Source organism: Actinomyces sp. 432 (genome assembly GCF_009930875.1).
Lineage (GTDB): Bacteria > Actinomycetota > Actinomycetes > Actinomycetales > Actinomycetaceae > Actinomyces.
On sequence record NZ_CP025249.1, the window covers coordinates 185,657 to 210,557 of the forward strand.

General features: G+C 68.4%; 15 protein-coding genes and 5 pseudogenes. 10 read left to right on the forward strand and 10 right to left on the reverse strand.

The window, feature by feature from the left end; genetic code table 11:
* Positions 1-181: 181 nt before the first annotated feature.
* The gene (locus CWT12_RS00810) at positions 182-682 is read right to left on the reverse strand and encodes a transcription repressor NadR (protein ID WP_161923316.1); all 501 of its coding nucleotides are present in this window, start codon (positions 680-682) and stop codon (positions 182-184) included.
* Between the two features lie 637 nt (positions 683-1,319).
* Between CWT12_RS00810 and nrdH the strand changes: the two genes are divergently transcribed.
* From nrdH to CWT12_RS00830, 4 genes and pseudogenes are all read left to right on the forward strand, one after another.
* Positions 1,320-1,565, forward strand: a complete 246-nt coding sequence (nrdH, locus tag CWT12_RS00815) for a glutaredoxin-like protein NrdH (RefSeq protein ID WP_161925218.1) — start codon at positions 1,320-1,322, stop codon at positions 1,563-1,565.
* Between the two features lie 30 nt (positions 1,566-1,595).
* A pseudogene (gene nrdI, locus CWT12_RS00820) lies at positions 1,596-1,990 on the forward strand (class Ib ribonucleoside-diphosphate reductase assembly flavoprotein NrdI).
* Positions 1,975-4,140 (forward strand): class 1b ribonucleoside-diphosphate reductase subunit alpha, encoded by a 2,166-nt coding sequence (gene nrdE / locus CWT12_RS00825; RefSeq protein ID WP_161923317.1) that lies wholly within the window; start codon positions 1,975-1,977, stop codon positions 4,138-4,140. Before nrdI ends, nrdE begins: the two are co-directional and overlap by 16 nt.
* A gap of 2,175 nt (positions 4,141-6,315) precedes the next feature.
* Positions 6,316-7,587 (forward strand): annotated as a pseudogene (locus CWT12_RS00830) (IS256 family transposase).
* A gap of 305 nt (positions 7,588-7,892) precedes the next feature.
* On the opposite strand, the gene CWT12_RS00835 reads toward CWT12_RS00830, so the two are convergent.
* The gene (locus CWT12_RS00835; RefSeq protein ID WP_161923318.1) at positions 7,893-9,035 is read right to left on the reverse strand and encodes a bile acid:sodium symporter family protein; all 1,143 of its coding nucleotides are present in this window, start codon (positions 9,033-9,035) and stop codon (positions 7,893-7,895) included.
* 224 nt (positions 9,036-9,259) lie between these two features.
* Between CWT12_RS00835 and CWT12_RS00840 the strand changes: the two genes are divergently transcribed.
* Positions 9,260-10,138, forward strand: coding sequence for an SMP-30/gluconolactonase/LRE family protein (locus CWT12_RS00840; RefSeq protein WP_161923319.1), 879 nt, complete (start codon positions 9,260-9,262; stop codon positions 10,136-10,138).
* Between the two features lie 35 nt (positions 10,139-10,173).
* Here the strand turns inward: CWT12_RS00840 and CWT12_RS00845 are convergent, their stop codons facing one another.
* The gene (locus CWT12_RS00845; RefSeq protein WP_161923320.1) at positions 10,174-10,782 is read right to left on the reverse strand and encodes a DUF1269 domain-containing protein; all 609 of its coding nucleotides are present in this window, start codon (positions 10,780-10,782) and stop codon (positions 10,174-10,176) included.
* Positions 10,783-11,063: 281 nt separating this feature from the next.
* On the opposite strand from CWT12_RS00845, the gene CWT12_RS00850 reads away from it, so the two are divergent.
* On the forward strand, positions 11,064-12,380 hold the full coding sequence (locus CWT12_RS00850; protein ID WP_161923321.1) for a hemolysin family protein: 1,317 nt from the start codon (positions 11,064-11,066) through the stop codon (positions 12,378-12,380).
* On the opposite strand, the gene CWT12_RS00855 is transcribed toward CWT12_RS00850, so the two are convergent.
* Positions 12,365-12,886, reverse strand: a complete 522-nt coding sequence (locus tag CWT12_RS00855) for a TspO/MBR family protein (protein ID WP_202616231.1) — start codon at positions 12,884-12,886, stop codon at positions 12,365-12,367. The genes CWT12_RS00850 and CWT12_RS00855 overlap by 16 nt on opposite strands.
* Positions 12,887-13,096: 210 nt before the next feature.
* Positions 13,097-13,852: a phosphoribulokinase gene (locus tag CWT12_RS00860; RefSeq protein ID WP_442862536.1), complete on the reverse strand. Its 756-nt coding sequence runs from the start codon at positions 13,850-13,852 to the stop codon at positions 13,097-13,099.
* 543 nt (positions 13,853-14,395) lie between these two features.
* On the opposite strand from CWT12_RS00860, the gene CWT12_RS00865 reads away from it, so the two are divergent.
* The 3 genes from CWT12_RS00865 (at position 14,396) to CWT12_RS00875 (ending at position 18,345) form a co-directional block, all read left to right on the forward strand.
* On the forward strand, positions 14,396-15,796 hold the full coding sequence (locus CWT12_RS00865) for an amidohydrolase family protein (protein WP_202616232.1): 1,401 nt from the start codon (positions 14,396-14,398) through the stop codon (positions 15,794-15,796).
* A gap of 242 nt (positions 15,797-16,038) precedes the next feature.
* A complete protein-coding gene (locus CWT12_RS00870; protein ID WP_161923323.1) occupies positions 16,039-16,626 on the forward strand; it encodes a hypothetical protein in 588 nt (195 codons plus the stop codon).
* A 282-nt stretch (positions 16,627-16,908) separates the two neighbouring features.
* On the forward strand, positions 16,909-18,345 hold the full coding sequence (locus CWT12_RS00875) for an amidohydrolase (RefSeq protein ID WP_161923324.1): 1,437 nt from the start codon (positions 16,909-16,911) through the stop codon (positions 18,343-18,345).
* A gap of 113 nt (positions 18,346-18,458) precedes the next feature.
* Here the strand turns inward: CWT12_RS00875 and CWT12_RS00880 are convergent.
* Both CWT12_RS00880 and CWT12_RS00885 read right to left on the reverse strand, forming a co-directional pair.
* A pseudogene (locus CWT12_RS00880) lies at positions 18,459-20,209 on the reverse strand (DUF885 domain-containing protein).
* A gap of 395 nt (positions 20,210-20,604) precedes the next feature.
* A complete protein-coding gene (locus tag CWT12_RS00885; protein ID WP_161923325.1) occupies positions 20,605-21,405 on the reverse strand; it encodes a TrmB family transcriptional regulator in 801 nt (266 codons plus the stop codon).
* Between the two features lie 348 nt (positions 21,406-21,753).
* On the opposite strand from CWT12_RS00885, the gene CWT12_RS00890 reads away from it, so the two are divergent.
* Positions 21,754-22,170: a DUF2000 domain-containing protein gene (locus CWT12_RS00890; RefSeq protein WP_161923326.1), complete on the forward strand. Its 417-nt coding sequence runs from the start codon at positions 21,754-21,756 to the stop codon at positions 22,168-22,170.
* A gap of 927 nt (positions 22,171-23,097) precedes the next feature.
* Here the strand turns inward: CWT12_RS00890 and CWT12_RS13615 are convergent.
* From CWT12_RS13615 to CWT12_RS14490, 3 genes and pseudogenes are all read right to left on the reverse strand, one after another.
* Positions 23,098-23,241 (reverse strand): hypothetical protein, encoded by a 144-nt coding sequence (locus CWT12_RS13615; protein WP_237564229.1) that lies wholly within the window; start codon positions 23,239-23,241, stop codon positions 23,098-23,100.
* A gap of 78 nt (positions 23,242-23,319) precedes the next feature.
* Positions 23,320-23,421, reverse strand: a pseudogene (locus CWT12_RS14235) (Na+/H+ antiporter NhaC family protein); the annotation flags it as partial.
* A gap of 101 nt (positions 23,422-23,522) precedes the next feature.
* A pseudogene (locus CWT12_RS14490) lies at positions 23,523-24,884 on the reverse strand (Na+/H+ antiporter NhaC family protein); the annotation flags it as partial.
* Positions 24,885-24,901: the final 17 nt, after the last annotated feature.

Consider the following 24,901-nt stretch of genomic DNA (forward strand, 5'->3'; position numbering starts at 1 on the left):
TAGGGCGTGCGGCTGGGCCAGCGGGGCGGAAAACTGTCCGAAAACGGCACAAACGTCCCGGGGCTACCGTGTCTTACCTCGTGAAACCGCACGATCTCAACGAATCGCCGCCGTCGAACAAGGGGGCGCCGACGCGTTTATGCCGGATTCGGACATTCGCCCTGCGGAGTCAGCCGGGGGATCAGCGCAGAATGCCGAGTTCGCTCAGGCGCGACTCGATGGTGTCCAGCTGTGCCTCGGTGTCGGCCTCGATGGTGTGCGCGTGCCAGCCGTTGGTCAGCTCGGACAGGGTGGAGGACTCGGCCATGCGCTCGAGGAAGAGATCCAGCTCGGCGTGGTTGTGTATGAGCAGGTCCACGGTGATCTGGCCGTACAGGCGGTGCTCGATGATCGTGTCCAGCGCGGTGCCGCCGGCGTCGATGATCGCGGCGAGCTCGGCGGCCACCTGGTCGCGTCCGTGCTGGACGTGGAAGACGCGGCGCGGGCGGGAGCTGGGGCGGGCCAGGACGTAGCCGCGGTTGGTGGCGCGGATGGCGTGGCCGGCGGCGCGCAGCAGGGCGACGTCGCCGACGACGATCTGCCGGGAGACGCCCAGTTGCTCGCCCAGCCAGGCTGCGGCCAGCGGGTTGGTGGCGTCCTTGAGGCGGGCCAGGATCGCCTGCCGGCGCTCGGTTGCGTCCATGGTCGTCTCGCGGTCCTCTCCTTGGTGGGCTCGCTGCCGTGCGGTCGGCCTGTGTGAGGCGGCTCATGGGAACGTAGCACGGTTGAGGGGAAGTTGTGGGGGAGACGGAATGGACTGGGGTGATGAGCGGCGTCGGCGCGGCGGGCAGGCAGTCGCGACACGCCGGGCGCGGGTGCGGTCCGCGAGATTTTTTCTCCGGCCAGTCCCCAGGCTGGGGACTGAGGGCGCGGTGTGACGCAGGGGTGCCTGTGGGTAACTCGGGCCAAGGGGGCGAATTCGTGTCAGACCCCGCGAGACCATGAACTAGCCGATCCGGCGTCGCGTTGCCGCCGTGGCGCCGGGGCGGCGGGCGGGGCGGCTGTGCCCGCTCCACAACCGCATCCACAGCGTCAGGCGCGCTGTCCACAGCTCCGGAGGGTCTATGCACAACAACACGTCAGACACATCATCTTGGGGTGGTGGCGCTCCTCGACCCCCAGGGGTAGTGTTTTGAGCAGCAGGGGCGCTTGCCCTCCCGAGAACTACATGGGTGTGATTACAACCGGGTAGGTTCCCGTCCGCTGGGGCCGCCGGAGTGCACGCGCACCCGAACCATCAACCAACCGCTCCAACTACTCGCTGCCAGGAAGTGACCGACATGGCCATCACCGTCTACTCCAAGCCCAACTGCGTCCAGTGCTCCGCGACCTACCGCGCCCTGGACAAGGCCGGCCTGTCCTACGAGACGGTTGACATCACTCTCGACGCCGAGGCCCTGGAGCAGGTCCGCTCCCTCGGCTACGCGCAGGCTCCCGTGGTCATGGCTGGCGGCGAGCACTGGTCTGGCTTCCGCCCGGACAAGATCAAGGCCCTGGCCGCCGCCGTCGAGGCCGCCGCCATCTGAGTGGGGCCAGGCGTTCGTGAGTGACCGCCCCTGCTCGTCTACTTCTCCTCTACCTCGGAGAACACCAGTCGCTTTGTTGAGCGGCTCGGCTACCCCAGCGCACGCATTCCGCTGCGCCCGGGGATGAGCCGCTGAGCGTTGACGAGGACTACATCCTCGTCGTCCCCACCTACGGTGGTGGCGCCATCAAGGGCGCCGTGCCCAAGCAGGTCATCAAGTTCCTCAACGACCCGCACAACCGGTCGCTGTGCCGCGGCGTCATCGCCTCGGGCAACACCAACTTCGGCGAGGCCTACGGCATCGCCGGCGACATCATCGCCAGCAAGCTCAACGTCCCCTTCCTCTACCGGTACGAGCTGCTCGGCACCCCTACCGACGTCGAACGCGTCAAAGAAGGATTGGACAAGTTTTGGCAGAAACGCTGACGGCCCCGGCGAGCACCGCACCGAAGACCACGGTCTCCCCGGACCTCGACTACCACGCCCTGAACGCCAAGCTGAACCTGTACGACGCGAACGGCATGATCCAGTTCGACGCCGACCGTGAGGCCACGCGCCAGTACTTCCTCCAGCACGTCAACGACAACACCGTCACCTTCCCGTCGCTGGAGGAGAAGCTGGACTACCTGGTGCGGGAGGGCTACTACGAGCAGCAGGTGCTGGACCGCTACCGCCCCGAGTTCGTCAAGTCCGCCTTCAAGGCCGCCTACGCCTACGACTACCGCTTCGAGACCTTCCTGGGCGCCTTCAAGTACTACACCTCCTACACGCTCAAGACCTTCGACGGCAAGCGCTACCTGGAGCGCTTCGAGGACCGCGTCACCATGGTCGCCCTGGCTCTGGGCGACGGCGATGAGTCGCTGGCGCTGGACCTGATCGGTGAGATGATGTCGGGCCGCTTCCAGCCGGCCACCCCCACCTTCCTCAACGAGGGCAAGGCCCAGCGCGGCGAGCCCGTCTCCTGCTTCCTGGTGCGCATCGAGGACAACATGGAGTCGATCTCCCGCGGCATCAACTCCGCCCTGCAGCTGTCCAAGCGGGGCGGCGGCGTGGCTCTGTTGCTGAGCAACCTGCGGGAGATGGGCGCCCCCATCAAGCGCATCGAGAACCAGTCCAGCGGCGTCATCCCGGTGATGAAGCTGCTGGAGGACTCCTTCTCCTACGCCAACCAGCTGGGTGCGCGCCAGGGCGCCGGCGCCGTCTACCTGCACGCCCACCACCCGGACATCCTGCGGTTCCTGGACACCAAGCGGGAGAACGCGGATGAGAAGATCCGTATCAAGACCCTCTCGCTCGGCGTCGTCATCCCGGACATCACCTTCGAGCTGGCCCGTGCGAACGAGGACATGTACCTGTTCAGCCCCTACGACGTCGAGCGCGTCTACGGGATGCCCTTCGCGGACATCAACCTCACCGAGAAGTACCGCGAGCTGGTGGCCGACGAGCGCATCCGCAAGGACAAGATCAACGCCCGCCAGTTCTTCCAGACGCTGGCCGAGATCCAGTTCGAGTCCGGCTACCCCTACGTCATGTTCGAGGACACGGTCAACCGGGCCAACCCGATCAAGGGCAAGGTGGTCATGTCCAACCTGTGCTCGGAGATCCTGCAGGTGTCCGAGCCCAGCGTGCTCAATGAGGACCTGTCCTACGCGCACGTCGGCAAGGACATCTCCTGCAACCTGGGCTCCCTGAACATCGCCAAGACCATGGACTCCCCGGACTTCGCCCGCACCATCCGCACGGCCGTGCGCGGGCTGACCGCGGTCTCCGACCAGACGGAGCTGGAGTCCGTGCCGTCGATCAACCGCGGCAACCGCGAGTCCCACGCGATCGGCCTGGGGCAGATGAACCTGCACGGCTTCCTGGCGCGCGAGCGCATCCACTACGGGTCGGAGGAGGGGCTGGACTTCACCAACGTCTACTTCGCCTCCGTGCTGTTCGCGGCGCTGACCGCCTCGCATGAGCTGGCCGTGGAGCGGGGAGAGACCTTCGTCGGATTCGAGGACTCCAAGTACGCCTCCGGCGAGTTCTTCGACAAGTACCTGACCCAGGACTTCGTCCCGGTCACCGAGCGGGTTCGGGAGGTCTTCGCCGCGTCGTCGGTGCACGTGCCCACGCGCGCGGACTGGGCGGAGCTGGCGGAGAAGATCAAGCGGGACGGCATCTACAACCGCAACCTCCAGGCGGTGCCGCCCACGGGGTCGATCTCCTACATCAACCACTCCACCTCCTCGATTCACCCGATCGTCGCCAAGATCGAGATCCGCAAGGAGGGCAAGATCGGGCGCGTCTACTACCCGGCGCCCTACATGACCAATGACAACCTCGAGTTCTACGAGGACGCCTACGAGATCGGGCCCGAGAAGATCATCGACACCTACGCCGCCGCCACCCAGCACGTGGACCAGGGGCTGAGCCTGACGCTGTTCTTCCCGGACACCGCCACCACCCGCGACGTCAACCGGGCGCAGATCTACGCCTGGCGCAAGGGCATCAAGTCGCTGTACTACATTCGCCTGCGCCAGGCGGCGCTGACCGGCACCGAGGTGGAGGGCTGTGTCTCCTGCATGCTGTAAGGCTGTGCCCGAATGAGGCCGTTGAGTTGAGAGCGCTCCGGTGGTGGCGATTCGGACGTGAAGGCGGCTATCGGGCGAATCCGGTACGCGAAACCCGGCTCGCCCACCGTCCGGAAGGCTGCCGGGTCCACTTCGCAGAGCTACTGCCCTGAGCGGTGCGTGGCTTACTTCGTAAGCGCCAACCGGCGCAGATGCCAGTTTCGTGGCGGGGCTACTCGTCGGCACCGAGGTGGAGGGCTGCGTCTCCTGCATGCCGTGACGCGCGAGTCGCTAGGCGCTCACATGACCGGGAGAGGTGTCAGTGGCCTAAGCCGGGTGTGTTAACTACGCCGGTTCGCGGTCTGCTACGCCGGTTCACCGTTTACTACGTCGGTTCACCGTTTGCTACGCCACTTAGCCGTTTGCTGAAGGCCTCTGAGGTATTCAGCAGGCCGTTAACTAGCGTTGTTAACGGCGAAGTGGCGTAGTAAAGGCGCGGCGGGGTGGTGGGTGCTCGCGGTCGTTTGCGGCGGTAGTGTCGGTGCGGCGGGGACGCCTGGAGGTGACGAGAGCGGTGGTTGCGAGTGTTGCGTGTGATGCAGTTGGGGTGTGTGGGGTTGGTGTGGCGCCTGCCGGGAGGTTACAATTCGGTCTACGGTACAAAGATAGGTGCATTTTGACCCTGACTTTTCTGCATGACTTCGTTGAAAGTTGGTGGCTGGAGGGGGTCTGAGGGGTGTCGGTGGCGCTTGGCTTGTTTTCAACGAAAGGTGGTAGTTTTGGCCTGGTGCCAGTCGGTTCCGTGGGGTGCTTGCGGAGCCGGTGGCGATCCCGGGCCTGGAAGTGGCGGTATGGCGCGGTTTCCAGGGGTAGGGGTCAGGAAGCACCTCGCACCTCAAGGTGCATTAAGACGACTCTGCGGCGGGCGCTTCGAAATCGAGGATCTTGTCAGGAAGCACCTCGCACCTCAAGGTGCATTAAGACACCTTGTTCATGGTCGGGATGATTCGCATGGGGCTCCGTCAGGAAGCACCTCGTACCTCCAGGTGCGTTAGGACTATTTGCGGGTGGCCGCTGTGGTGTGCGGTGTCAAAATTGATGACAAACGCCGCGCGCACCAGCGGACTTCGGTCCGAGCCTGGCATGGTTCCAACGATTCGTTCGTGGCTGCCGGCGTCGTTGGCGCCGTTTGTCATCGATCCGGACACCGCCGGCCGTTGCCCGGTGGATTTCCGTGGCGATGGCGGGCCACTGCGCTTCGTCAGGAAGCACCTCGCACCCTTGCGGGCCTGTTGGTCTTGGGTCTGTGTCGTCGATGCTCACCAGTCGCTTTCGATGCCGGAGCCCAATGATGCGATGTGCTGCCCATGTGCTGACGACTGGCGAATGACGGGCCGACGTGCTTGAGAGCATGGGATGGACATCCAAGATGTGCATGGGCCCGACCCACGCAATACGAAATACGACCTTGGGGTACGTTTCACGACCACCCCGGGGTCGTGAAACGTACCCCAAGGTCGTAAAACGTCACGAAGGTCGTCGAGTCTCCCGCCACGGTCGTGCGGCACGTCGCCTGCAACCGCCAACCGGGGGCCCGACCCTGCCGGACACGTCGGGCACTTCGCCAAGGCCCCGCACTACCTCCCCAGCCCTTACGGCCCCGAACGACTCATTTGTCCGGATCTTCTGGTTCGTGGGAGTGGTGGTTCATCCGGTGGTGGCAGGTGCGCGTCCGGGTGAGTTGGCCTGCGGGGACCGGCGTTTGTGGCGTGCTGACAACGGCGCTTGTGGCGTGCGGGTGCAGACGGTTGGCCTTCGGGGCTGTGCTGGCGCGGTGGTTGGTAATGTTCCGAGGCAGGTCGGTCCGTCTGTTCCGGCCGACGGTTCGTACATTCTCGCGACGGTTCGTATGTTCTGGTCGACGATTCGTACCCTGTGGTGACGGTTCGTACGGTAGGGGTACGTCGCGTCACCGAAAGGTACGAAGCGTCGGTGCAAAGGTACGAACCGTCATGCGAAGTGCCGAACCGTCGCGGGAAGCGCCGAACCCTCACCCCGGGACGCACGGGTGAACCGCCCCAGGCCGCGGGTGGGTCTCGTAGTGTGGTGGCAATTCCCGCGAGGGGTTCCCTGTGGTAGGGGGCATCGTGGGAGCCCAGATTCTCGACCAAGATTCACCAGGAAGGTTCACCCACGATGCCCGAGAACAAGTCTGCCGTGTCCACACTGATCGCGGAAGTCCTTGCGGACCCCGACCTGGCCCACAATGATGTCTTCCGCCGGCTGCTTCAGGCCGGCCTGCAGGACCTCGTGGACGCCGAAGCCTCCGCGGTGATCGGTGCCGACAGGTACGAGCGCACCGAGAGGCGCACCAACCGTCGTAACGGCACCCGTCCCAGAAGGCTGGCGACCACCGCCGGGGAGGTTGACCTGGCCATCCCCAAACTGAGGCAGGGCTCGTTCTTCCCGTCCCTGCTGTCCCCGCGTAAGCGGGTGGACAAGGCCCTGTACGCAGTGATCTGCCAGGCCTGGATCGAGGGTGTGTCCACCCGGAAGGTCGATGACCTGGTTAAGGCCCTGGGCAACGAGTCCGGGATCTGGCAGGGCGACCGTCTCGCGGGTCTGCAAGGACATAGACGAGGGCGTGCACGAGTTCCTGTCCCGACCGTTGGATCACACCTGGTTCCCCTACCTGTTCGTTGACGCCACCTACGTGGACGTAAGGCTGGGCCACCGGGTCGTCTCCCAGGCCCTGGTAGTGGCCACCGGGGTCTCGGCCCAGGGCAGGAGGGAGATCCTGGGCACGGGGCGTCGGGGACGCGGAGACCACGGACTTTTGGACCGCTTTTCTGCGGTCCTTGCGCGAGCGGGGGCTGAAAGTGCCTACCCAGGAGGACCCACAGGGGGTGGTGCTGGTAACCAGCGATGCCCACTGGGGCATCAAGAACGCGGTCAAGGCGATCCTGCCGGGCGCCTCGTGGCAGCGGTGCCGAGTGCACTTCGCCCGCAACATCGGCCTCCAAGCTCGGCTCGGCCCGCTCCAAGCCCGTAAACGCCCTGATTACGACGATCTTCGCTCAGACCACTGGCGAGGCCGTGAAGGACACTTACAAGCAGGTCACAGCCTCTCTGCGTTCCTCGTTCCCTGAGATAGCCGACATGCTGGCCGAGGCCGAGCCGGACCTGACCGCGTTCGCCGCCTTCCCCAGGGAGCACTGGCCCAAGATCTGGTCCAACAACCCCATTGAGCGTCTCAACCGTGAGACCGGGCGCCGCGCGGATGTGGTCCAGGTCTTCCCCGACCGAGACTCCGTCACCAGACTGGTCGGTGCCGTCCTACAGGAGCAGCACGAGGAATGGCAGTACGGCGAACGCCGCTACCTGTCGGAGACCTCCCTGCGCCACCTCACACGGATCCTCCACGAACAAGCCGAAACCACCCACCCCATCATGGCCATCACCGCCTAGAACATTTACACCACACCAAGAGACTTGACCCAGGCCGCGCCCCCTCGCAGTGCTGCGTGGCCCGCACGGTGCCGTGGGCGTGGTCCGTACGTGGTTGTCTTTAGCAGGCCGTCCCGGTCACGCCCCGCCGGCCCGGTCACGCCCCCCGCCAACACGGCCGGACCCCACCGGCCCGGTCACGACCTTGCCGTCCCGAACGTGACCACCACATCGCGGACCGCCCCTGAACACCACACCCGCAAACTGGAAGAGCCGATAAACCGTGGAAGAGACGGCCCTGCCTCGACCGGAGCAGCGCCGGGAGGCTAGTCGTCAACGTCGGCGCGCTCGCGCAATTGGCGGATCGTGGCCAGCGGGTCCTCACCCTCGGGGAAGCCGCGCAGGCGCCAGTACATGGCGAGCACCGAGCCGGTGATCGTGTGCCAGAAAGTCGCCACCGCGCACGGCGCCGCCACCGCGGCGCCGAGGTAGGCGGCGGCCAGGGTGGAGCCGAGTCCGGCGTTCTGCAGGCCGGTCTCAATGGAGATGGTGCGCCGGTCGCGCCGGGATACCCCAATGAGGCGTGCCACCGCATAACCCAGGCCGTAGCCGATGGCGTTCTCGACGGCGATCGCCACGAACATCAGCATCCCGGCGGTGGCGATCAGTGCCTGGCTGCGCGAGACCACTGCGGCCACCACCCCGGCGATGGCAATCACCGACACCCAGGGCATGATCGGCTGAACCCGCGCCACCTGCCGGTGGGCGAACATGTTGAGCAGCAGCCCCGCCCCCACTGGCAGCAGCACGATCTGCACAATGGACAGCGCCATCGACCCCGCGGGCACCTCCATATAGGTACCCGCCAGCCACAGCGTGAGCAGCGGGGTGACCACGGGGGCGAGCATGGTGGACAGCGCGGTCATTGACACGCTCAGGGCGGTGTTGCCCTTGGCCAGGAAGCTGCACACATTGGACGTCGTACCGCCGGGCACGCAGCCGATGAGGATGATGCCAACCTTCAGCTCGTCCGGCAGCGGGACTACGTGCGCGACCGTCCAGCCGACCAGCGGCATCACCGAGAACTGCGAGAGCACGCCGACCACCACCGGCACCGGCCGCCGCGCGATCAGGGTGAAGTCCGGCACCGAAAGGGTCATGCCCATACCCAGCATGGTCACGGCCAGCAGCGGCGTCATGTAGTTGGACAGGGGCACGAAGGTGCTGGGGGAGAAGAAGGCCGCCAGGAAGGCCGCGAACATGATCAGGGGGAAGACGGTGACCGCGATGCGGGCACTGCGTTCCTGACGCGCATCCTCGACGCCGGTGCGCCGGGCCTCGGTGTGCTCGGCGGCGCCGCGCTGGGCGTCGGCACGGTCGGCCTCGTTTCCACCTCCTCGGCGGAGGCCGAGCTGATCGGTGGTGGGCGGCGCGGGCCGCGTGCTGGCGTCTTTGGCAGAGGGGGTCATGGGATCCTCGGAATGCGGGAGGCGGGGTGGGTATCCGCCTTCACGGTAGGTCCCTCCGCGCGCCGACGGCGCCGCAGTCCAACCGGCGGACGGGCGCCTCGGCGCAGTCAGTGGGCGCCCCCGTGCCGCGGTCCGCCGCAGCCTAGGGACGCGGAGGCTCAACGCGTGGGAGTTCGGGCGCCGTGACCGCCACGCACCCGCCCGCACGCGCATACCCTTGACCCATGCGAGCCCAGCGCATCACCGACACCATCGCCTACCACGCCGAGGGCCCCTGCTGGTGGGAGGCCACCGGCCGACTCCGCTTCGTGGACATGCTCGCCGGCGCCGTCGTCGAACTGGACGAGGCCGCCCCGGGCGGGCACCGCCGCCTGCCGGTCGGGTCCGCCGTCGCCTCCGTGATCCGGCCCCGCGTAGGCGGCGGTGCGATCGTCGCCACCGAGCACGGGATCTCCCTGTCCCGCCGCGAGGACCTGAGTGACCTCGCCCCCGCGGCGACGCTTTTCGCGGACCCGGCCGTGCGCACCAACGAGGGCGGCTGCGACCCGGGCGGTCGCTTCTGGATCGGCACCATGCCGTACGCGAAGACGCCCGGCGCCGCCACCATGTACCGCTGGGACGGCCTGGGCACGGAGCCGCTGACCGCCTGGGGCGGCGCCACCATCTGCAACGGGCTCGGCTTCTCGCCCGACTCCCAAACCGCCTACTGGACGGACACGCCCACCGGCACCATCGTCGCCATGGACTACCGGCCCGACGACGCCGACCGCGGCGGCCTGACCGATCCGCGCCCCTTCGTGTCTATCGACCCCGCCGCCGGTCATCCGGACGGGCTTTGCGTGGACGCCGACGGCGGGGTGTGGGTCGCCCTGAACGGCGGGGCGGCCGTGCACCGCTACGGACCCGACGGCGACCTGGACGCCGTCGTCGAGCTGCCGGTGCGGCAGGTCACCGCCTGCACCTTCGGCGGCGACGACTACACAACCCTGTTCATCACCACCTCCCGCGAGAACCTGCCCGACGACGTCGAACCCGCCGCCGGATCGATCTTCGCCGTCGAGCCCGGCGTGCGCGGACTGGCGCCCCTGCCCTTCGGAAAGTAGGGCAGGGGCGCAGCCGGGCGCCGGGCCGGCCCGGTTCAGCCCTGGCGGTGGAAGCGCTCCTTGAGGCGGGCGACGCGCTCGTCCCAGTTCTCCTTGCGCTCCTGCCGACGCTCCTGGCGCATTACGCGCGTCGCCTCGCGGTGGGCGGCCTTGGCGGCCTCCTGCGCCGCCTCCAGCTCCGCCAGTACCTCAGCGGCGGGACGCCGCACCACCACGCCGTCGAGCGGGGCTACCACCCCGTCCAGCACTTCCTCCGCGTACTCGCGCGCCTCGGCAAAGATGGCCGTCGTGCCCGCGGGCAGGCGCGAGCTGAACTCGCCGATGGCGGTCTCGGCACGGTTGACCCGCTCGACGTCGACGAAGCCGCCCGCCAGGGCGCCGGCGCCCCAGCCGAGCAGCATCCCCAGCGGCCCACCCAGGATGCCAACCACCATGCCGATCAGTCCGCCGGAGAACGCGCCGTCGCCGATGCGGGAGTCCGCGCCCTCAGCCAGGTGCAGGTGGCCGTCCGGCTCCCGCTCAGCAATGATCGCGGCAGGGACCGATACCCTGCCCGCCTGCGCCGCCTGCCGGATGTCGCTGAGGGCCTCGTAGGCCTTACTGGACTCCGCGAAGGTGATGACTAGGAAGTTGTGCGCCGTCATGTTTTCCGTCTCCTGTCCGGTAGTGGTTGAGGATCCCCTGAGGATCGATTACGTAGAAAGTAAACAGCTAATGTTGTGCTAGCGCGCCGGAGTTGGAGCTGAATTCAGGGATCTGGAGTGGTTTTCATAGAGTTGGCTCAGTATTATCCGGGCGGCTTCCCGGCATGCTTGAAGAGCACAGTAAGAGACAGGCGGAGACGGGTGTGGTGCACCTTGTGAATTCATGGGTTCGGTGGGGCCGCAATCAGGTCGTAAGAAGGACTGCAGGTAACTATGCGGGTGTGGATCCACTACTGCGCAACTGTCTGCTCGTACTGGCGTTCGTGCTCATTGGCGCCTGTTTCTCCGCGGCGGAGATGGCGCTGGTATCTCTGCGCCCCACCCAGGTCGACGAGCTGGCTCGGCGCGGCCGCTCCGGGAGCGCGGTGAAACGCCTGACCGCTGATTCCAATCAGTTCCTTTCAGCCGTCCAGGTGGGCGTGACGATAACCGGGTTCTTCTCCGCGTCCTTCGGGGCCGCCCAGATCGCCCCTGCGTTGGCGCCCGCCCTGACCGCCGTCGGGGTGGGCGACGCGACCGCTGCCGCGATTGCCTTCGTTGCGGTCACCCTGCTGATCGCGTACCTGTCGGTTGTGGTGGGGGAGCTGGTGCCCAAGCGCATTGCCATGCAGTCGGCCCGGACCGTTGCCCTGGTGGTGGCGCGACCGCTCGCGGCGATCACCGGGGCTCTGCGCCCAGTGATCTGGCTGCTGGGCGCCTCCACCAACGGCCTGCTGCGGCTACTGGGACGCGACCCGGCGGCCCGGACCGACTCCGTGGGTCTTGGCGAGCTACGCACTCTCATCCAGGCGCAGGAGAGCCTGGGGCGGGAGGAGCGGCGGATGGTGGTGGATCTGCTGTCGGTGGGGGAGCGCACGGTGGCTGAGGTGATGACACCGCGCCCCGAGGTTGAGTTCGTTGACGCGGAGCTGCGGTTGGCGCAGGCACGGGCCGCACTGTCCGGTCTGGAGCACTCCCGCTACCCGGTGCGCCGGGGACGGAATGACGACGACGTCGTCGGCTACGTGCACCTGCGCGACCTGATCGCCCCCGCCGACGAGGCGCGCACAGTCGGCCAGATCGCGCGCGACATTCTGCTGCTCCCGGCTACGGTGCCCGTGGTGTCCGCGCTGACGCAGATGCGCGCGGCCAGTGCGCATATCGCCCTGGTTGTGGACGAGTACGGCGGAACCGATGGGATCGTCACGGTGGAGGACGTGGTTGAGGAATTCACCGGGCAGATCGCCGATGAGTATGACCGGGAGGAGCCCGCGGTGGTGAGCCACGACGGCGTCGTCGTAGTCACCGGGCTCATCTCCCGTGCTGACCTTGCCCGGGAACTGGGCCGTGAGCTGCCCGACGGCCCCTTCGACACGCTTGGTGGCTTCATCATGGCCGAGCTGGGGCGGATGCCGAAGGTGGGCGACGTGGTTGCCTGGGAGCGCCTGCGTCTGAAGGTAATTGCGCTGGACGGCCGCCGGGTGGGCAAGGTCGAGGTCGCCTCGCCCGACCCGCCGGCGGGCCGCCCCACCCGCACGCCCCGTCAGGACGCGTGCTGACCGGGCTCGCGCTCGTTTAGCTTCCAAACGGCGCAGGACAGGACTGTCGCGAAGGCGGTCCAGGCCGCGTACGGCGCCAAGACCGCACCGCGCCCCCGGCTCACCTTGAAGACGCGGCGGGTGAGATCCGCGGAACTGGCGGCGAGCACACCCGCCCAGGCGGCGGCGAGCATCGGCTGCTTGGCTCGGAAGAAGGCCCAGCTCCAGCCACCGTTGAGTGCCAGGTTCGTGACGGTTGCCGCCAGAAACCGATTCGCCTCCTTGTTGCTTCCGGTGAGCTCACCAGCCTGCCACAGGTCCGCCAGGGTGAGGCCGGTGGTCGCTGCGAGGTCCGTGTACAGCGTGGTCCAGACGATCGGGAAGACCTCATTGGGTGGGTTCCAGTCGGGCTTCTTGAGGTCCTTGTAGTACTTGCCCCTCGGGTCCGAGGCGGCGGTTCCGGCCGCGGCCGTCGCCGCCACCAGCGCGGATGTGGTCAGCAGTGCTTTCAGCTTCAGGTGTGCCATTTGGTGGCCCTCCATTGTTCCCGCGTACTCGTTTTTCGAGTACTGCTTCATGGAGGTTATTGAGCCGAGGTGAAGGGGAGCCCGGCATGGGCGAACAAGTGCGTGGGTAGGCGCCCGGCAGTCGCGGAGGACCGCCTGGAGCCGGGCTGATGCGTCTGCGCCCGAACATGGCGCCACGCCGTACGGCCGCGCGAGTCCGCGCCGGACCGGTCATGGCCGGGCGTGCAGCTGCCAGATCTCGTCACAGCGGTGCGCGCAGGCGGTCACCAGGCGGGCGTTTGGCAGGTCCACGGTGCGCACCCAGTGGCCGGCGTCGACGGCGCTGCGGCCGAAGTCCTGGTGCCGTGCCACCAGGCGGGTGGCGATTTCGGCCTCGGGGACGTCCAGCAATATCAGTAGGTCGATCCGGGTGCGGGCTCCGGCCCAGCCGCCACGGTCCATGGCCAGGTAGTTGCCCTCGGTGAGTACGACGCCCGACCCGCGCACCAGCGTGCCGGCCGCGACCGGCTCATGCAGGTCCCGCCGGTAAACCGGCACCAGGACGTCTGGGCAGCCGGAGGCGCGCACCCGGTCTAGCGCGGAGAGGTAGCCGGCGACGTCGAAGGTGTCCGGGGCGCCCTTGCGGCCGTGGCGGTCCAGCTGATCCAGGACGGCATTGGACAGGTGGAAGCCGTCCATGGGGACGGTGCCCGCGAGCATGCCACGGTCCCGCAGCTGGTCCTCCAGGGAGGCCGCGAGGGTGGACTTGCCCGACCCGGGTGCGCCGGTGAGTCCCACGATGGTTCGACCTTTGCCGCCGCAGGCCGTGGGGTCGTCGTCAGTGCCGTCGTCGATGCCGTGGGGATGGCTGTGGTGGTCGGGCGTGATCCCGGCCGTGGCGCCGCGCAGGCGGCGCTCCAGGCGGTCCACCAGGTCCGCGAGCAGCACCTCGGCGGATCCGGTGCGGACGATCGGTGAGGCGGGCACAGATCGATTATGACTGATCGCCGCCCGCCCTCCCCACCGAGGTCGGTAAATATGGCGGTGGGAATGCCCGTACGCCGTTGTGTGCACTGCGGCGGCCCAGACACTGTCGATGCCACGGCGACCGACGTTGCTCATATGTGCGATGTTAGCGGCGGGCGCGGGGTGCTGCGGGGAGCGAGGTCCGCGGAAGCGGGTCGGGGCCGGGCGTTGCACGACCCTGGTCCGCATTCCACGACCCTGGTGCGTGTTCCACGACCCCGGGGTGGTCGTGGAACGTACACGAAGGTCGTGCAACTCGCCCGAAGGTCGTGCAACGCCTGTCGGGAAGAGTGCTCAAGCACCCTAAGGCGCCCAATCGCCCGATCGTTAGTCCTCCAACTCCCCTAAGCGCCAAGTCCCGATCCCTCAGCGCCAGAGAGGAGCACATGAGCTGGATTAATGCTGCCGGTCTCACGGTTGCCCAAGGATGGGCCGGCACCGGCCACACCACCGCAGCGTTAGACACCGCTGCGTCCCTCCCCACTCAAGTACCCAGGAGGTCCCATGACGGACTGGATCACCCCGCCGACCGACGGCGGCGAACGCCTCGATGGAACTGGCGCCGCGCTGCTGACCGCGGACCGTATCCTGACCGGACGCCGCGGCGACGCCGCAGGCAGCCTCGAAAGCATCGGCGAGGATGACCCGCAGGGCGGCGCCGTCTTCATCGACGGCACCCGCATCATCGCGGTCGGCCCCGCGGCCGAACTGACCGCCCGACTCGGGGAGCTGGCCACCGCCGCCGGGACCGCGCCCGCGCAGGTGCGCCGCGTCGACCTGCCCGGCACCACCCTCATGCCCGGGCTCATCGAGACCCACGCCCACCTGCCCACCTCCGGCACGGACGTGGAGTACCCCGACTACGGCGCCCACGACGTCGCCCGACTCACGCTGAACGCCGCCCGCTCGGCGCGCGAGCTGATGTCCCTCGGCGTCACCAGCGCGCAGAGCCTGGGCGCCCGCCACTACGTGGACGTCGCCCTGCGCGACGCCATCGAGAACGGCGACCTGCGTGGGCCTCGCATCACCGCCGCCGGCCCCCAGATCACCGTCACCGCCGGCCACGCCCACCACGCGGGCGGCGAGGCGGACGGACTCGATGAGATCCGCCACCAGGTCCGGATCCACCACAAGCGGGGCGTCGACACCATCAAGGCGATGGCCACCGGCGGATTCACCACCTCCGGCTCGGTGCCCTGGCTGGCCCAGTTCAGCCAGGAGGAGCTCACCGTCATGTTCGCCGACGCCCACCGCCTGGGCAAGTGGACCGCCGCCCACGCCCACGGCACCCAGGGCATCGAGCGGGCGGTGCGCGCCGGCGTCGACTACATCGCCCACGCCTCCTTCATCAGCCCCGCCGCCCGCTCCGAACCCGACCCGCACCTGGCCGACGAGATCGCCGCGGCCGGCATCTACGTGGACTGCACCATCACCGCCGAACTGCCCCGCATGATCGAGCGCGACGACACCTTCGCCCCGCCCGTCCGCATGCTGTGGGAGCACGGCGTCAAGATCGTCGCCGGGCACGACGCCGGTATTCCCGGTGTTCCGAACCGGGGTTACGTCGGCGGCCTGGAGGCGCTGGAGTACGTCGGCCTGCCCCGCACGGAGGTGCTGCTCGCCGCCACCTCCCGCGCCGCCGCCGGCATAGGCCTGGCGGGCGTGACCGGCGTGCTCGCCCCTGACTTCGACGCCGACCTGATCGCCGTCGCCGGGGACCCGCGCGATGGGCTGGGCGTATTGCGCGACCTGCGGCTCGTGGTCAGCCGGGGCCGCGAGTTCATTCCGGACCGCGTGCCCGGGCTCGCGCACGACACCGACCTCGACGCCTTCGCCGGGCCGGGCTCGGTGCTCGGCCAGTGGCGGAACCGGGACGTACTGCGCGCCCGCCACCCGGAGGTGTGAGGCTCACGCATCCGCGGCATCGTGCTGGGCTCGGTGGGACTGGATCTGCTGGAGCGGGAGCTGGTGAGTTGACGCGCATCATTTTGGGTCAGGCGCGTCGACGTCGGGATAGGCTCCGGATGACGGTTTGAGACCCGGATTCGGGTGGAGGCGTGCTGCTCGGCTAGGGGCTTCCCCGCCGAGTTCATGCAGTTCCGGAAGGGAGGGCGACGGTGCGCAGGTCATTGAGCCGAGTTCCCGGCATGACGGTCACCGACCTCGTCCCGGTCAACGAGGACGACCCAGGTGGCTCTAACGGCTCACAGTGGGGGCGGGCGCAGGTTTTGGTCAAGTACAACACGGCAGACAACCCCAACATTGTCGTCAATGAGTACATCGCCAACAGAATCGCGATCGCCCTGGGCATCCCCACGCCCCTCGGTGACCTGTGGTTCGACCCGTCGGCCGGCGAACCGGCATGGGTTGTCGCCGAGATAGGGGAGCCGGGAAACCACTTCCCGCCGCCGCAGGAGGCCGCACTGCGCTCCATTCCCGAGAAGACGCGGGCCCTCATGGAGGCATTTGATGCGCTCATCTACAACACTGACCGCCATGAGGAGAACATCCTGGCCGACAACGATGGCCATGCCTGGGTAGTAGACCACGACGGGGCTCTTTTCGGCGACATCAAAGATGACCGGGCGACGGGGCTGCTGAGTACCAAGGATCGCACCGACTACGACCCAATGGGCTTCTGGGGAAATCTGCCTGCTACTTCGGCAGCCAGGGAACGTGCCATCGCCCACATCCGGGAGGGTAAGGGCGTCATCGGGTGGGCGTCGACGACGTAGGATCATTTGCAACGCCACTTCGGGGTTAACAACGCCTGTTAACGGCCTGCTGAAGGGCTGCGAGGTATACAGCAGGCCGTTAAGTAGCGTTGTTAACGTCCAACCGGCGCAGCAGACACCTCACCCGGCACAACCACCACACCCTCGAACCGGAAGAGCCACTTCGACGGGTCTGTGGAGACGGTCGCCGCGCTGACCCGGGCGTGAGCGCATCCCGTTGATCGCGACCGGTGGCCGGAAGAGCCATGGCGGGGGCGGCCTGGCCGCGGCACAATCGGGCCCATGACCCGTCCCGTCCGCGACCTGTCCCGGCCCACCATGCCCTGCTCCGCTGTGCAGGCGCGCATGGCCGAGGAGACCGCCGCCCGCGCCGCGGCGGCGGGCCCCGCCCCGGCACTGCCCGAGGACGTCGGCGCCGAGGCCGGCCTGCGCGCCGAGCTGGCCGAGGCCGTCGACTCCCTCGCGCCGGAGCTGGTGGCGCTGTCGCGGGACCTGCACGCCCACCCGGAGGTCGGCTACGCCGAGCACCACGCGGTCGCCGCCGTCGCCGAACTGCTGCGCGCCCACGGCATTACCCCGAGTGTGGGCGTGTTCGGCATGGATACGGCCCTGCGGGCGGAAATCGGCACCGTCGCCGCGACCGATGCCGCAGAGCACGGGGAGTCGCGAGACGCCGATGAGGCGCAGCCGCCCGCCACCGCCGGCTCCCACGTCCCGACCATGGCGATCCTGGCGGAGTACGACGCCCTGCCCGGCGTCGGCCACGGCTGCGGACACAACGTCATGTGCGCCAACTCGGTGGGCGCCTTCCTCGCGCTGGCCGAGCTTGAACGCCGCCGCCCTGGAGCCCTGCCCGGCCGCGTCATCCTGCAGACCACGCCGGCCGAGGAGTCCGACACCGCCAAGGAGATCCTCGCCCAGCGCGGCATGCTCGACGGCGTCGACGCCGCCATCCAGACCCACGCCTACGCCCACGACCTGGCCGACCAGACCTGGCTGGGGGTGCGCCGCATGAGCGCCGTGTACACCGGTATCCCCTCCCACGCCTCCTCCCAGCCGTTCATGGGGCGCAACGCCCTGGACGCGGCTACTCTGGTGCTTACCGGCCTGGGCCTGCTGCGCCAGCAGATCCTGCCCATGGACCGGGTCCACGCCGTCGTCGACGACGGCGGGCAGGTCGCCAACGTCATCCCCGAGCGCGCCGAGCTCAACCTCATGGTCCGCTCCAAGTATCCCGAGACGCTCAAGGACCTGGTGGGGCGCGTGGAGGACCTGCTGCGCGGGGCGGCGCTGATGACCGGCACGGGGGTGGAGATCATTACCGACGCCAACACCAATGAGATGCCGGTGCGGTCCAACGCCCCGCTGCTTCAGGCCTGGGTGCGTTCCCAGCGGGAGCGCGGCCGCGACCCGCTGCCCGCCGGGGTGGTGACGGAGACGGTTGCGGCGGGCACCGACTTCGGGAACGTGTCGCTGCGCGTGCCCGGCATTCACCCGCTCATCAAGGTCACCGACCGCGACGACGTCGCCCTGCACACCCGCGAGATGGCCGCGGCCGCGGGCTCGCCCACCGGTGACGCCGCCGCCGTCGACGGCGCCTACGGGCTGGCCGCCGTCGCCCTGGACTGGCTTCACGACGCCGAGTTGCGCGACGCCGTGCGCGCCGACTTCGAGGCCGCCGGCGGGGCCGTGGACGTCGCCGGATTCTGGGAGGAGTGAGTCGGGCGACGTCGCGCCGTGGCGGCCCGCCCCTGGATGGGGCGGCCGAAGCCGGGCGCAGCCGATCTGCCACGGTGCGTGCGGCAGGTCCGGGTCCCGGCCCCGGCGGCGCGTTACGCGGCCAGCGCCTCGCGCATGACGTCCAGGCCCACGCTGCCCAGGCGCAGCGCCCGGGTGTGGAAGTCCTTCAGGGACTCCCCGCGGCCCAGCGCCTCGTCGCGGGTCGCCTCCCACAGACGCTGGCCAACCGCGTAGGAGGGCGCCTGCCCCGGGAAGCCCAGGTAGCGGTCCAACTCGAAGCGCAGGAAGGACTCTGTCATCGCCACGTTGCGGCGCAGGAAGACCCAGGCGGAGTCGGCGTCCCAGGCGCCGTCGCCGACGCCGGGCAGCTCGGCCAGCTCCGGCGGGCGCCGCTTGCCCAGGTGCACGCCGATGTCCAGCACCACGCGGGCGGCCCGCAGCCGCTGGGAGTCGAGCACGCCCATGCGGTCGCCGGGGTCGTCCTGGAAGCCGAGGTCGGCCATCAGCTGCTCGGCGTACAGGGCCCAGCCCTCGCCGTGACCGCTGACCCAGCAGGCCAGGCGGCGCCAGGCGTTGAGTTCGTCGCGCACATAGGTCTGCATGCCGACCTGCAGGTGGTGCCCGGGCACGCCCTCATGGAAGACGGTGGTGCGCTCCTGCCAGGCGGCGAAGGTGTCCGTCCCCTCCGGCACGGACCACCACATGCGCCCGGGCCGGGTGAAGTCGTCGCTCGGGCCCGTGTAGTAGATGCCGCCGGTGGCCGACGGCGCGATGCGGCACTCCAGGGTGCGCAGCGGGGCGGGGATGTCGAAGTGGGTGCCGTCCAGCACCGCAATGGCCTCATCCGCGGTGCGCTGCATCCAAGCCTGTAGGGCGGCGGTGCCGTGGATGGTGCGCGCCGGGTCGGCGTTGAGCCGGTCCATGGCCTCGCGCACGCTCACGCCCTCGCCATACAGCTGCGCGGCGATCGCCCGCTGCTCGGCGTCGATGGCTGCCAGCCGCTCGCGGCCCCACTCGTAGGTCTCATCCAGGTCGACTGTGGCACCCAGGAACTGGCGGCTGAAGCGGGCGTAGCGCTCGCGGCCCACGGCGTCCACCTCACCGGCCAGCGGCGCGATCCGTTCGCCCAGGAAGTCGGCAATGCGGGCGTAGGCGGCGCGGGCCTGCGCGGAGGCGTTACGCAGCTCCGCCTGCAGCGACTCGGACAGGGGTGCGCCGTCGGCGGTGGTGGCGGCGTCGATGAGGGCCGTGTAGGAGCTGGAGGACTCCGCCGCCTGGGCTCGGGACTGGTTGATGCAGGCCTCCACCTGGCGGCGGGCGGCCACGTCCCCGCGGCTGGCTGCCAGGCGCAGCGAGTCGGCGTACTCACGCAGGGCCCGCGGCACATCGCGAAGGCAGGCGGCGAAGTCCGCCCAGTCGGCCTCGATGGCGGTGGGCAGGTTGTCGAACAGGTCCCGCAGGTTCTGGATGGGGGAGTCGATGTTGTCCAGGCGGCGCAGCGCCTCGCCGGCCTCGGCGGACTCAATGCTGACGCCCAGCCGCTCGCGCATAGCGGCAACGGTCACCCGGTCGACCGCGTCAACCGGGGCGACCTGCTCCAGCTCGGTGAGTGTGCGGCGGTCCAGCTCGGTCAGCGTCTCGAGCGCCTCGGGGGAGTAGCCGTCCAGTTCGCCGCGGCGGCCGGGCAGGCCCACGGACACGGCGAACTCGGGGACAGGTCCACCAGGCGCTCCACGTAGCGCTCGGCAACGGCATCCACGGCGGTGGGGCGGCGGGTGGAGCCGCCGACGGGCCGGGCCGCAGCGGGCGGCGGGGAGGGGATGTCGGAGGGAGTCTTGGTCATGCGCTGAGACTAGGCCACAGGGAGGTTGTCTCCAGCTCCGGAGAGCTTCGCGATGCGTGCGGCCGCAGACGAAAACGGTCAGCGCGCGCACGGAACCGGGGGCTCCAGATGCGTTCGAGCGGGGCCCGGGCGCGGCGCACGCTTAAGCCTCTTGCCTATCCGGCTTGTCGGCAAGTTTTGCCTGATATTCCAACGTTCATCTATCCAGGGTGAAGGACACCGATCGGCTCCTGCGTGCGCCGAGGCTGCTGGCGCACGCAGGAGCGGTCTCGCCACTCAAACGGATCATCGGTTTCCGCATATTTCCGCGGAATCGCTGGAGCCCCATCGACTCTAAGCGTGCGCCGCCCACGTCAGGGCGGACTCCCTGCGCGGGAGTCTGGGTGGGATTCGGTTCAGTTCAGGGGAGCGTACTTGTCCCGCAGTTTCTGAAGACCGGGGCCGAAGCTCCGCTCCAGTACGTCCCCGTGGCGTGCCAGCATCTCTAACTTGTACAGGTCGTGCCGTACGAGCTCGGTCACGGGCACCACCAGACCGGGGTGGCTGGTCCAGGCGGCGCGCGAGTGCGCCCCGGCGGAGACGTTCCCGGCAACGAGTTCGCGGTCGTCGATCGAGACGACCACCCACCTGCCGCCCAGCCCGGCTGTGACGGTGTCTGTGGCGGGGTGGGGGTGGACGGTCGCACAGTCGAGGTCGATCTCGCCATAACCGACGATGATGATTTCCACGTCGCGGTCTGCGGCCCGACGCAGACTGTCTTCCAGGGCGGGCACGTCCTGCGCCCACAGTTCCGCGAGGATGCGGTGCTGCGCGGCGGCGATGAGTCGGTTGGCCCTCTCGATGATGGCGGCCCGTCCCTGTAGATCCCAGATGGCGCCATCGTGGACGGCATCGGCCGCGAAGGCGGACAAGGACGCCTCGGCGGCATCGAGGCTGTCGTTGAAGCGAGAGCGCAGACGGGAGATGAGTTCGCGCGGCGGCAGCGGCGCGTACATCTGGGGATTGCCGCGGGAGACCTGGACGTAGTCGTCGGCGGCGAGGGAGGCGAGCACCTCGTAGATCTTGGAGCGGGCGATCCCGGCCCGCTTGGCGATGGCATACCCGGTTGCCGGCGCCTCCTCCAGCAGCGCCAGGTAGGCACGAGACTCCCAGTCGGTCATTCCCAGCGCCTGCAACTGCTCCGCCACTGAAACCATGATCCCCGTCCTCCGATCCTCAACTTGGTGCTGGGGCGGAGACGACGCCGCGCCCGCACGATGGCCATCGGTCACGATGCATCGGCCGCAGTGTCTGCCGGTGCGTGACGCGCCTGAGCTGCTCGGGCGGCATCGAGTACCCCGTCGAGCACCCAATCGGGAGCATAGTCACCCCATAAATTGCTCGCATAGTCACCCAATGGGTGACTACTATGTCCCGCGTGGGGCGAGCCCACCCCGGCCTCAGCCTGAAGTCGAGTTGGTATCCCGCTCTACCCAACCGGTTCGCAGGCGGGGGCAAACGCTGCCCGCCTGTCAAATATCGTCAATGCCGCGAGGAGACCCGCTGTGAGTCAGCAGAACTCGACCGCCCGCAAGATCGTCATTGTCATCGCCGAGGGCACCACTGCCGCCAGGGCCGCGAACGCCAGCGCCCTGTTGGCACTGACCATTGGCGCCCGCCACGCGGACCTAATCGGGCCGGATGTGCCCGACGCCGATGGACGTATGCACGCCGGCATCTCCGACACCCCCGTTCCCGTGCTGGTCGCGCCCGCATCCCAGTTGGCCGAACTAGCGCAGGCGCAACCGCCCATCGAGGTCATCGGCTTCACCAAGACGGCGGCCGGGGCGCACACCTATGACAAGTACACCCGCGCGCTCGCGGCCGTCGCCTCCGCGGACCTGGACTACCTGGCCGTGGCGCTTGTCGGCCCGCGCGCACAGGTCACCTCACTGACCGGCTCTCTCCCGCTGTTCCGCTGAGTAAATGGGCGTCCGAGTTCGGCACATTGCCGTTGGCGATTGCTGGTGCTGATCGCGAGGTCGTGTGATTCCAAGGTTCTGCCCGCGGCTGTCGGCGACGTCGGAGTCGTTAATGCTGATCCTGGACAGCGTTGGGCCGACAGGCACGGGACTCGGCGTCAACGGCAGGCCGCGTGGGCGAACAGGCCTCCCACGCGCCCGACGTCACCCCGGATTCCAGCACCGCGCGCCGTTGCTGGGAGAGCTGGTTTGTGTCTGCGGGGGATGACCCACGCCGCCGGGCACGTGCCGGTTGAGCTGATGGGCGTGTTCTTCGGGCGGGATTGGTGCGTACGCCGGTGCAGGGCGGCGGTGTAGGGCAGCTAGGGGCAGAACGGCGTCGTGGGTCGGCGGCGCTGGGCTGACGGTTCGTACCTTTGCACAGACGATTCGTACTTTCTTACAACGGTACGTACCTCTAAGTGCCGAACCGTCGCAAGAAAGTACGAATCGTTGGCCGGAAAGTACGTACCGTCGCGTCAAGGTACGAATCGTCGGCCCGAAGGTACGCCCCGTCAGACGAGCACCCGAGCGCGTCTGCAAGGATATGCCCACAACCACCACCGGGACCTCACCCGCACACCACCACGCCCACAAACGCGACGACCCCCGATCTGGGGGTGTAGTGATCGGCTGTTGTCATCGGTTCAGGTGTGGGGGCGCGCCGAGTAGGCCGACGAGCACTTGGCGGTGGGTGACGATTTACGACCTTGGGGTGCGTTTTACGACCCCGGGGTGGTCGTAAAACGCACCCCAAGGTCGTGATTCGACATCAAGGGCGTCTTGGCGAGCACCGCCGGGAGGATATTCAGGCAGTGGGCGGCACCTGTGGCGGGAAGATCCGGGTCCGGCCTGCCACCCCGCGGTCGGAACGGCCTGGGGTGAACCTCACCGCCGAGTCGCCTGGCGGCTCTCGGAGACGTTGGCGGGCGCGGACGAGGCGTCTCCCGCCGGGCCGATGGGCGGCAGCCATGCGCGCATGGCTAGGGCGAAGCCGATCAGCGCGGCGACGGTGACCGCAACGCCGAGCACCCCGGATCCCGTCGCCGAGAAGGCCACGTATCCGAGTAGCGCCGCGCCCGCGCTGGCACCCGCATAGGGCAGCTGCGTGTTGACGTGGGTGATGTGGTTGCAGCCCGCGCCCGTGCTGGACAGGATCGTCGTGTCCGAAATCGGGGAGCAGTGATCACCCCACACGGCGCCCGCGAGCACGGCCCGAATGCGGGGACCAGCAACTCACCGCCGCCCGCGACCGCCCCCATGATCTCCCCGGCGATCGGCAGGAGAATGCCGAAGGAGCCCCAGGACGTGCCGGTGGCGAAGGCCATTGCGCCCGCGATGATGAACAGCATCGGGATGAGCCATTGGGGCGGCACCGCCGCCGATTCGACGAGCGACCCCAGGTAGGCGCCCGTGCCGAGCTCGGCGATCAGCGCTCCCAGCATCCAGGCGCACAGCAGGATCTCAATGGCGGGGAGCATGGAGCGGGCGCCCTCAATGACACCCCGCGCGGCCGTCTTCGCCTCGAACACCGGGTCTTCGTGCGTGAAGTGGAAGTAGTAGAAGGCCGCGGTCACCAGGCCCAGGACGCCGCCGATATTCAGCGATAGGGCGACGTCGGTATTGGCGAGCATATCGAGAATCGCCCAGGAGCCGGATGCCCGGTGACCCGTGGCGAGGATTCCGCCGACGACGCCGGCCACCAGGACGGCGAAGGGGACGATCAGGGCCCGCCTCGCGCCCGGCTCGTGCCGCGGCAGCGAATCGGTGAGCTGGCCCGGGATCTGCTCGCCTGGGTCGTACAGGCTACCCGTGGCGACGGCGCGGCGCTCTTCACGTCGCATCGCACCGAAGTCGAGCTCCAGGACGACGGTGGCCCACAACAGGATCAGCGCGGCGATGGCGTAGTAGTTCATCCCCGCGGAGCGGATGAATGCACCGGCGTCGGAGGCCTTGATGCCTAGTCCCGCGACGATCGGACCCATGATGCCGATGATCGAGGCCCCCCAGCTGGAGAAGGGGGCCAGCACGGCCACAGGCGCGGAGGAGGAGTCGATGAGGTAGGCGAGCTTGGCCCGCGACACCCGCTGCTGATCGGAGACGGGGCGGGAGACCTGCCCCACGGCCAGCGCGTTGAAGTAGTCGTCAACGAAGATCACGGTCCCCAGCGCCGCCGCGAGGACCTGGGCGCCGCGCCGGGTGCGGACCCGCGTCATCGCCCACTCGGCGAAGGCCTGCGTGCCGCCGGACATCAGCACCAGGGAGGTGATCACGCCGAGCGTCAGCAGGAAGACAAGAATCAGAACGTAGTAGGAGTTGACCGCCCCCTCAGCCCAGAAGATCTGCGAGAAGGCCTCCCAGACCTTGATCAGGGTCCCGGCAATGCCTCCGTCGGCGATCAGCGCGGCGGCGGCAAGAATGCCCACGGCCAGCGAGGTGATGACCTTCTTCGTCCCGATAACCAGCGCGATCGCCAGTAGCGGCGGGACGAGGGACAGTACCGGGTAGGACTCGATCATCAACAGTTCCGTTCTTTGGGTGCCGGGGTGGCACCAGGCTAGGGCATGGGCTGACCGGGACCAGGGGGAACCCGCGTATTCCACCCATAAGCTGCTCCGGCCGCGGGGCATCTCACGTCGGCGCGAGCGGGCGTGCGGCGCCGTCGTCGGTAGCATGAGGGGCCCCAACTGAG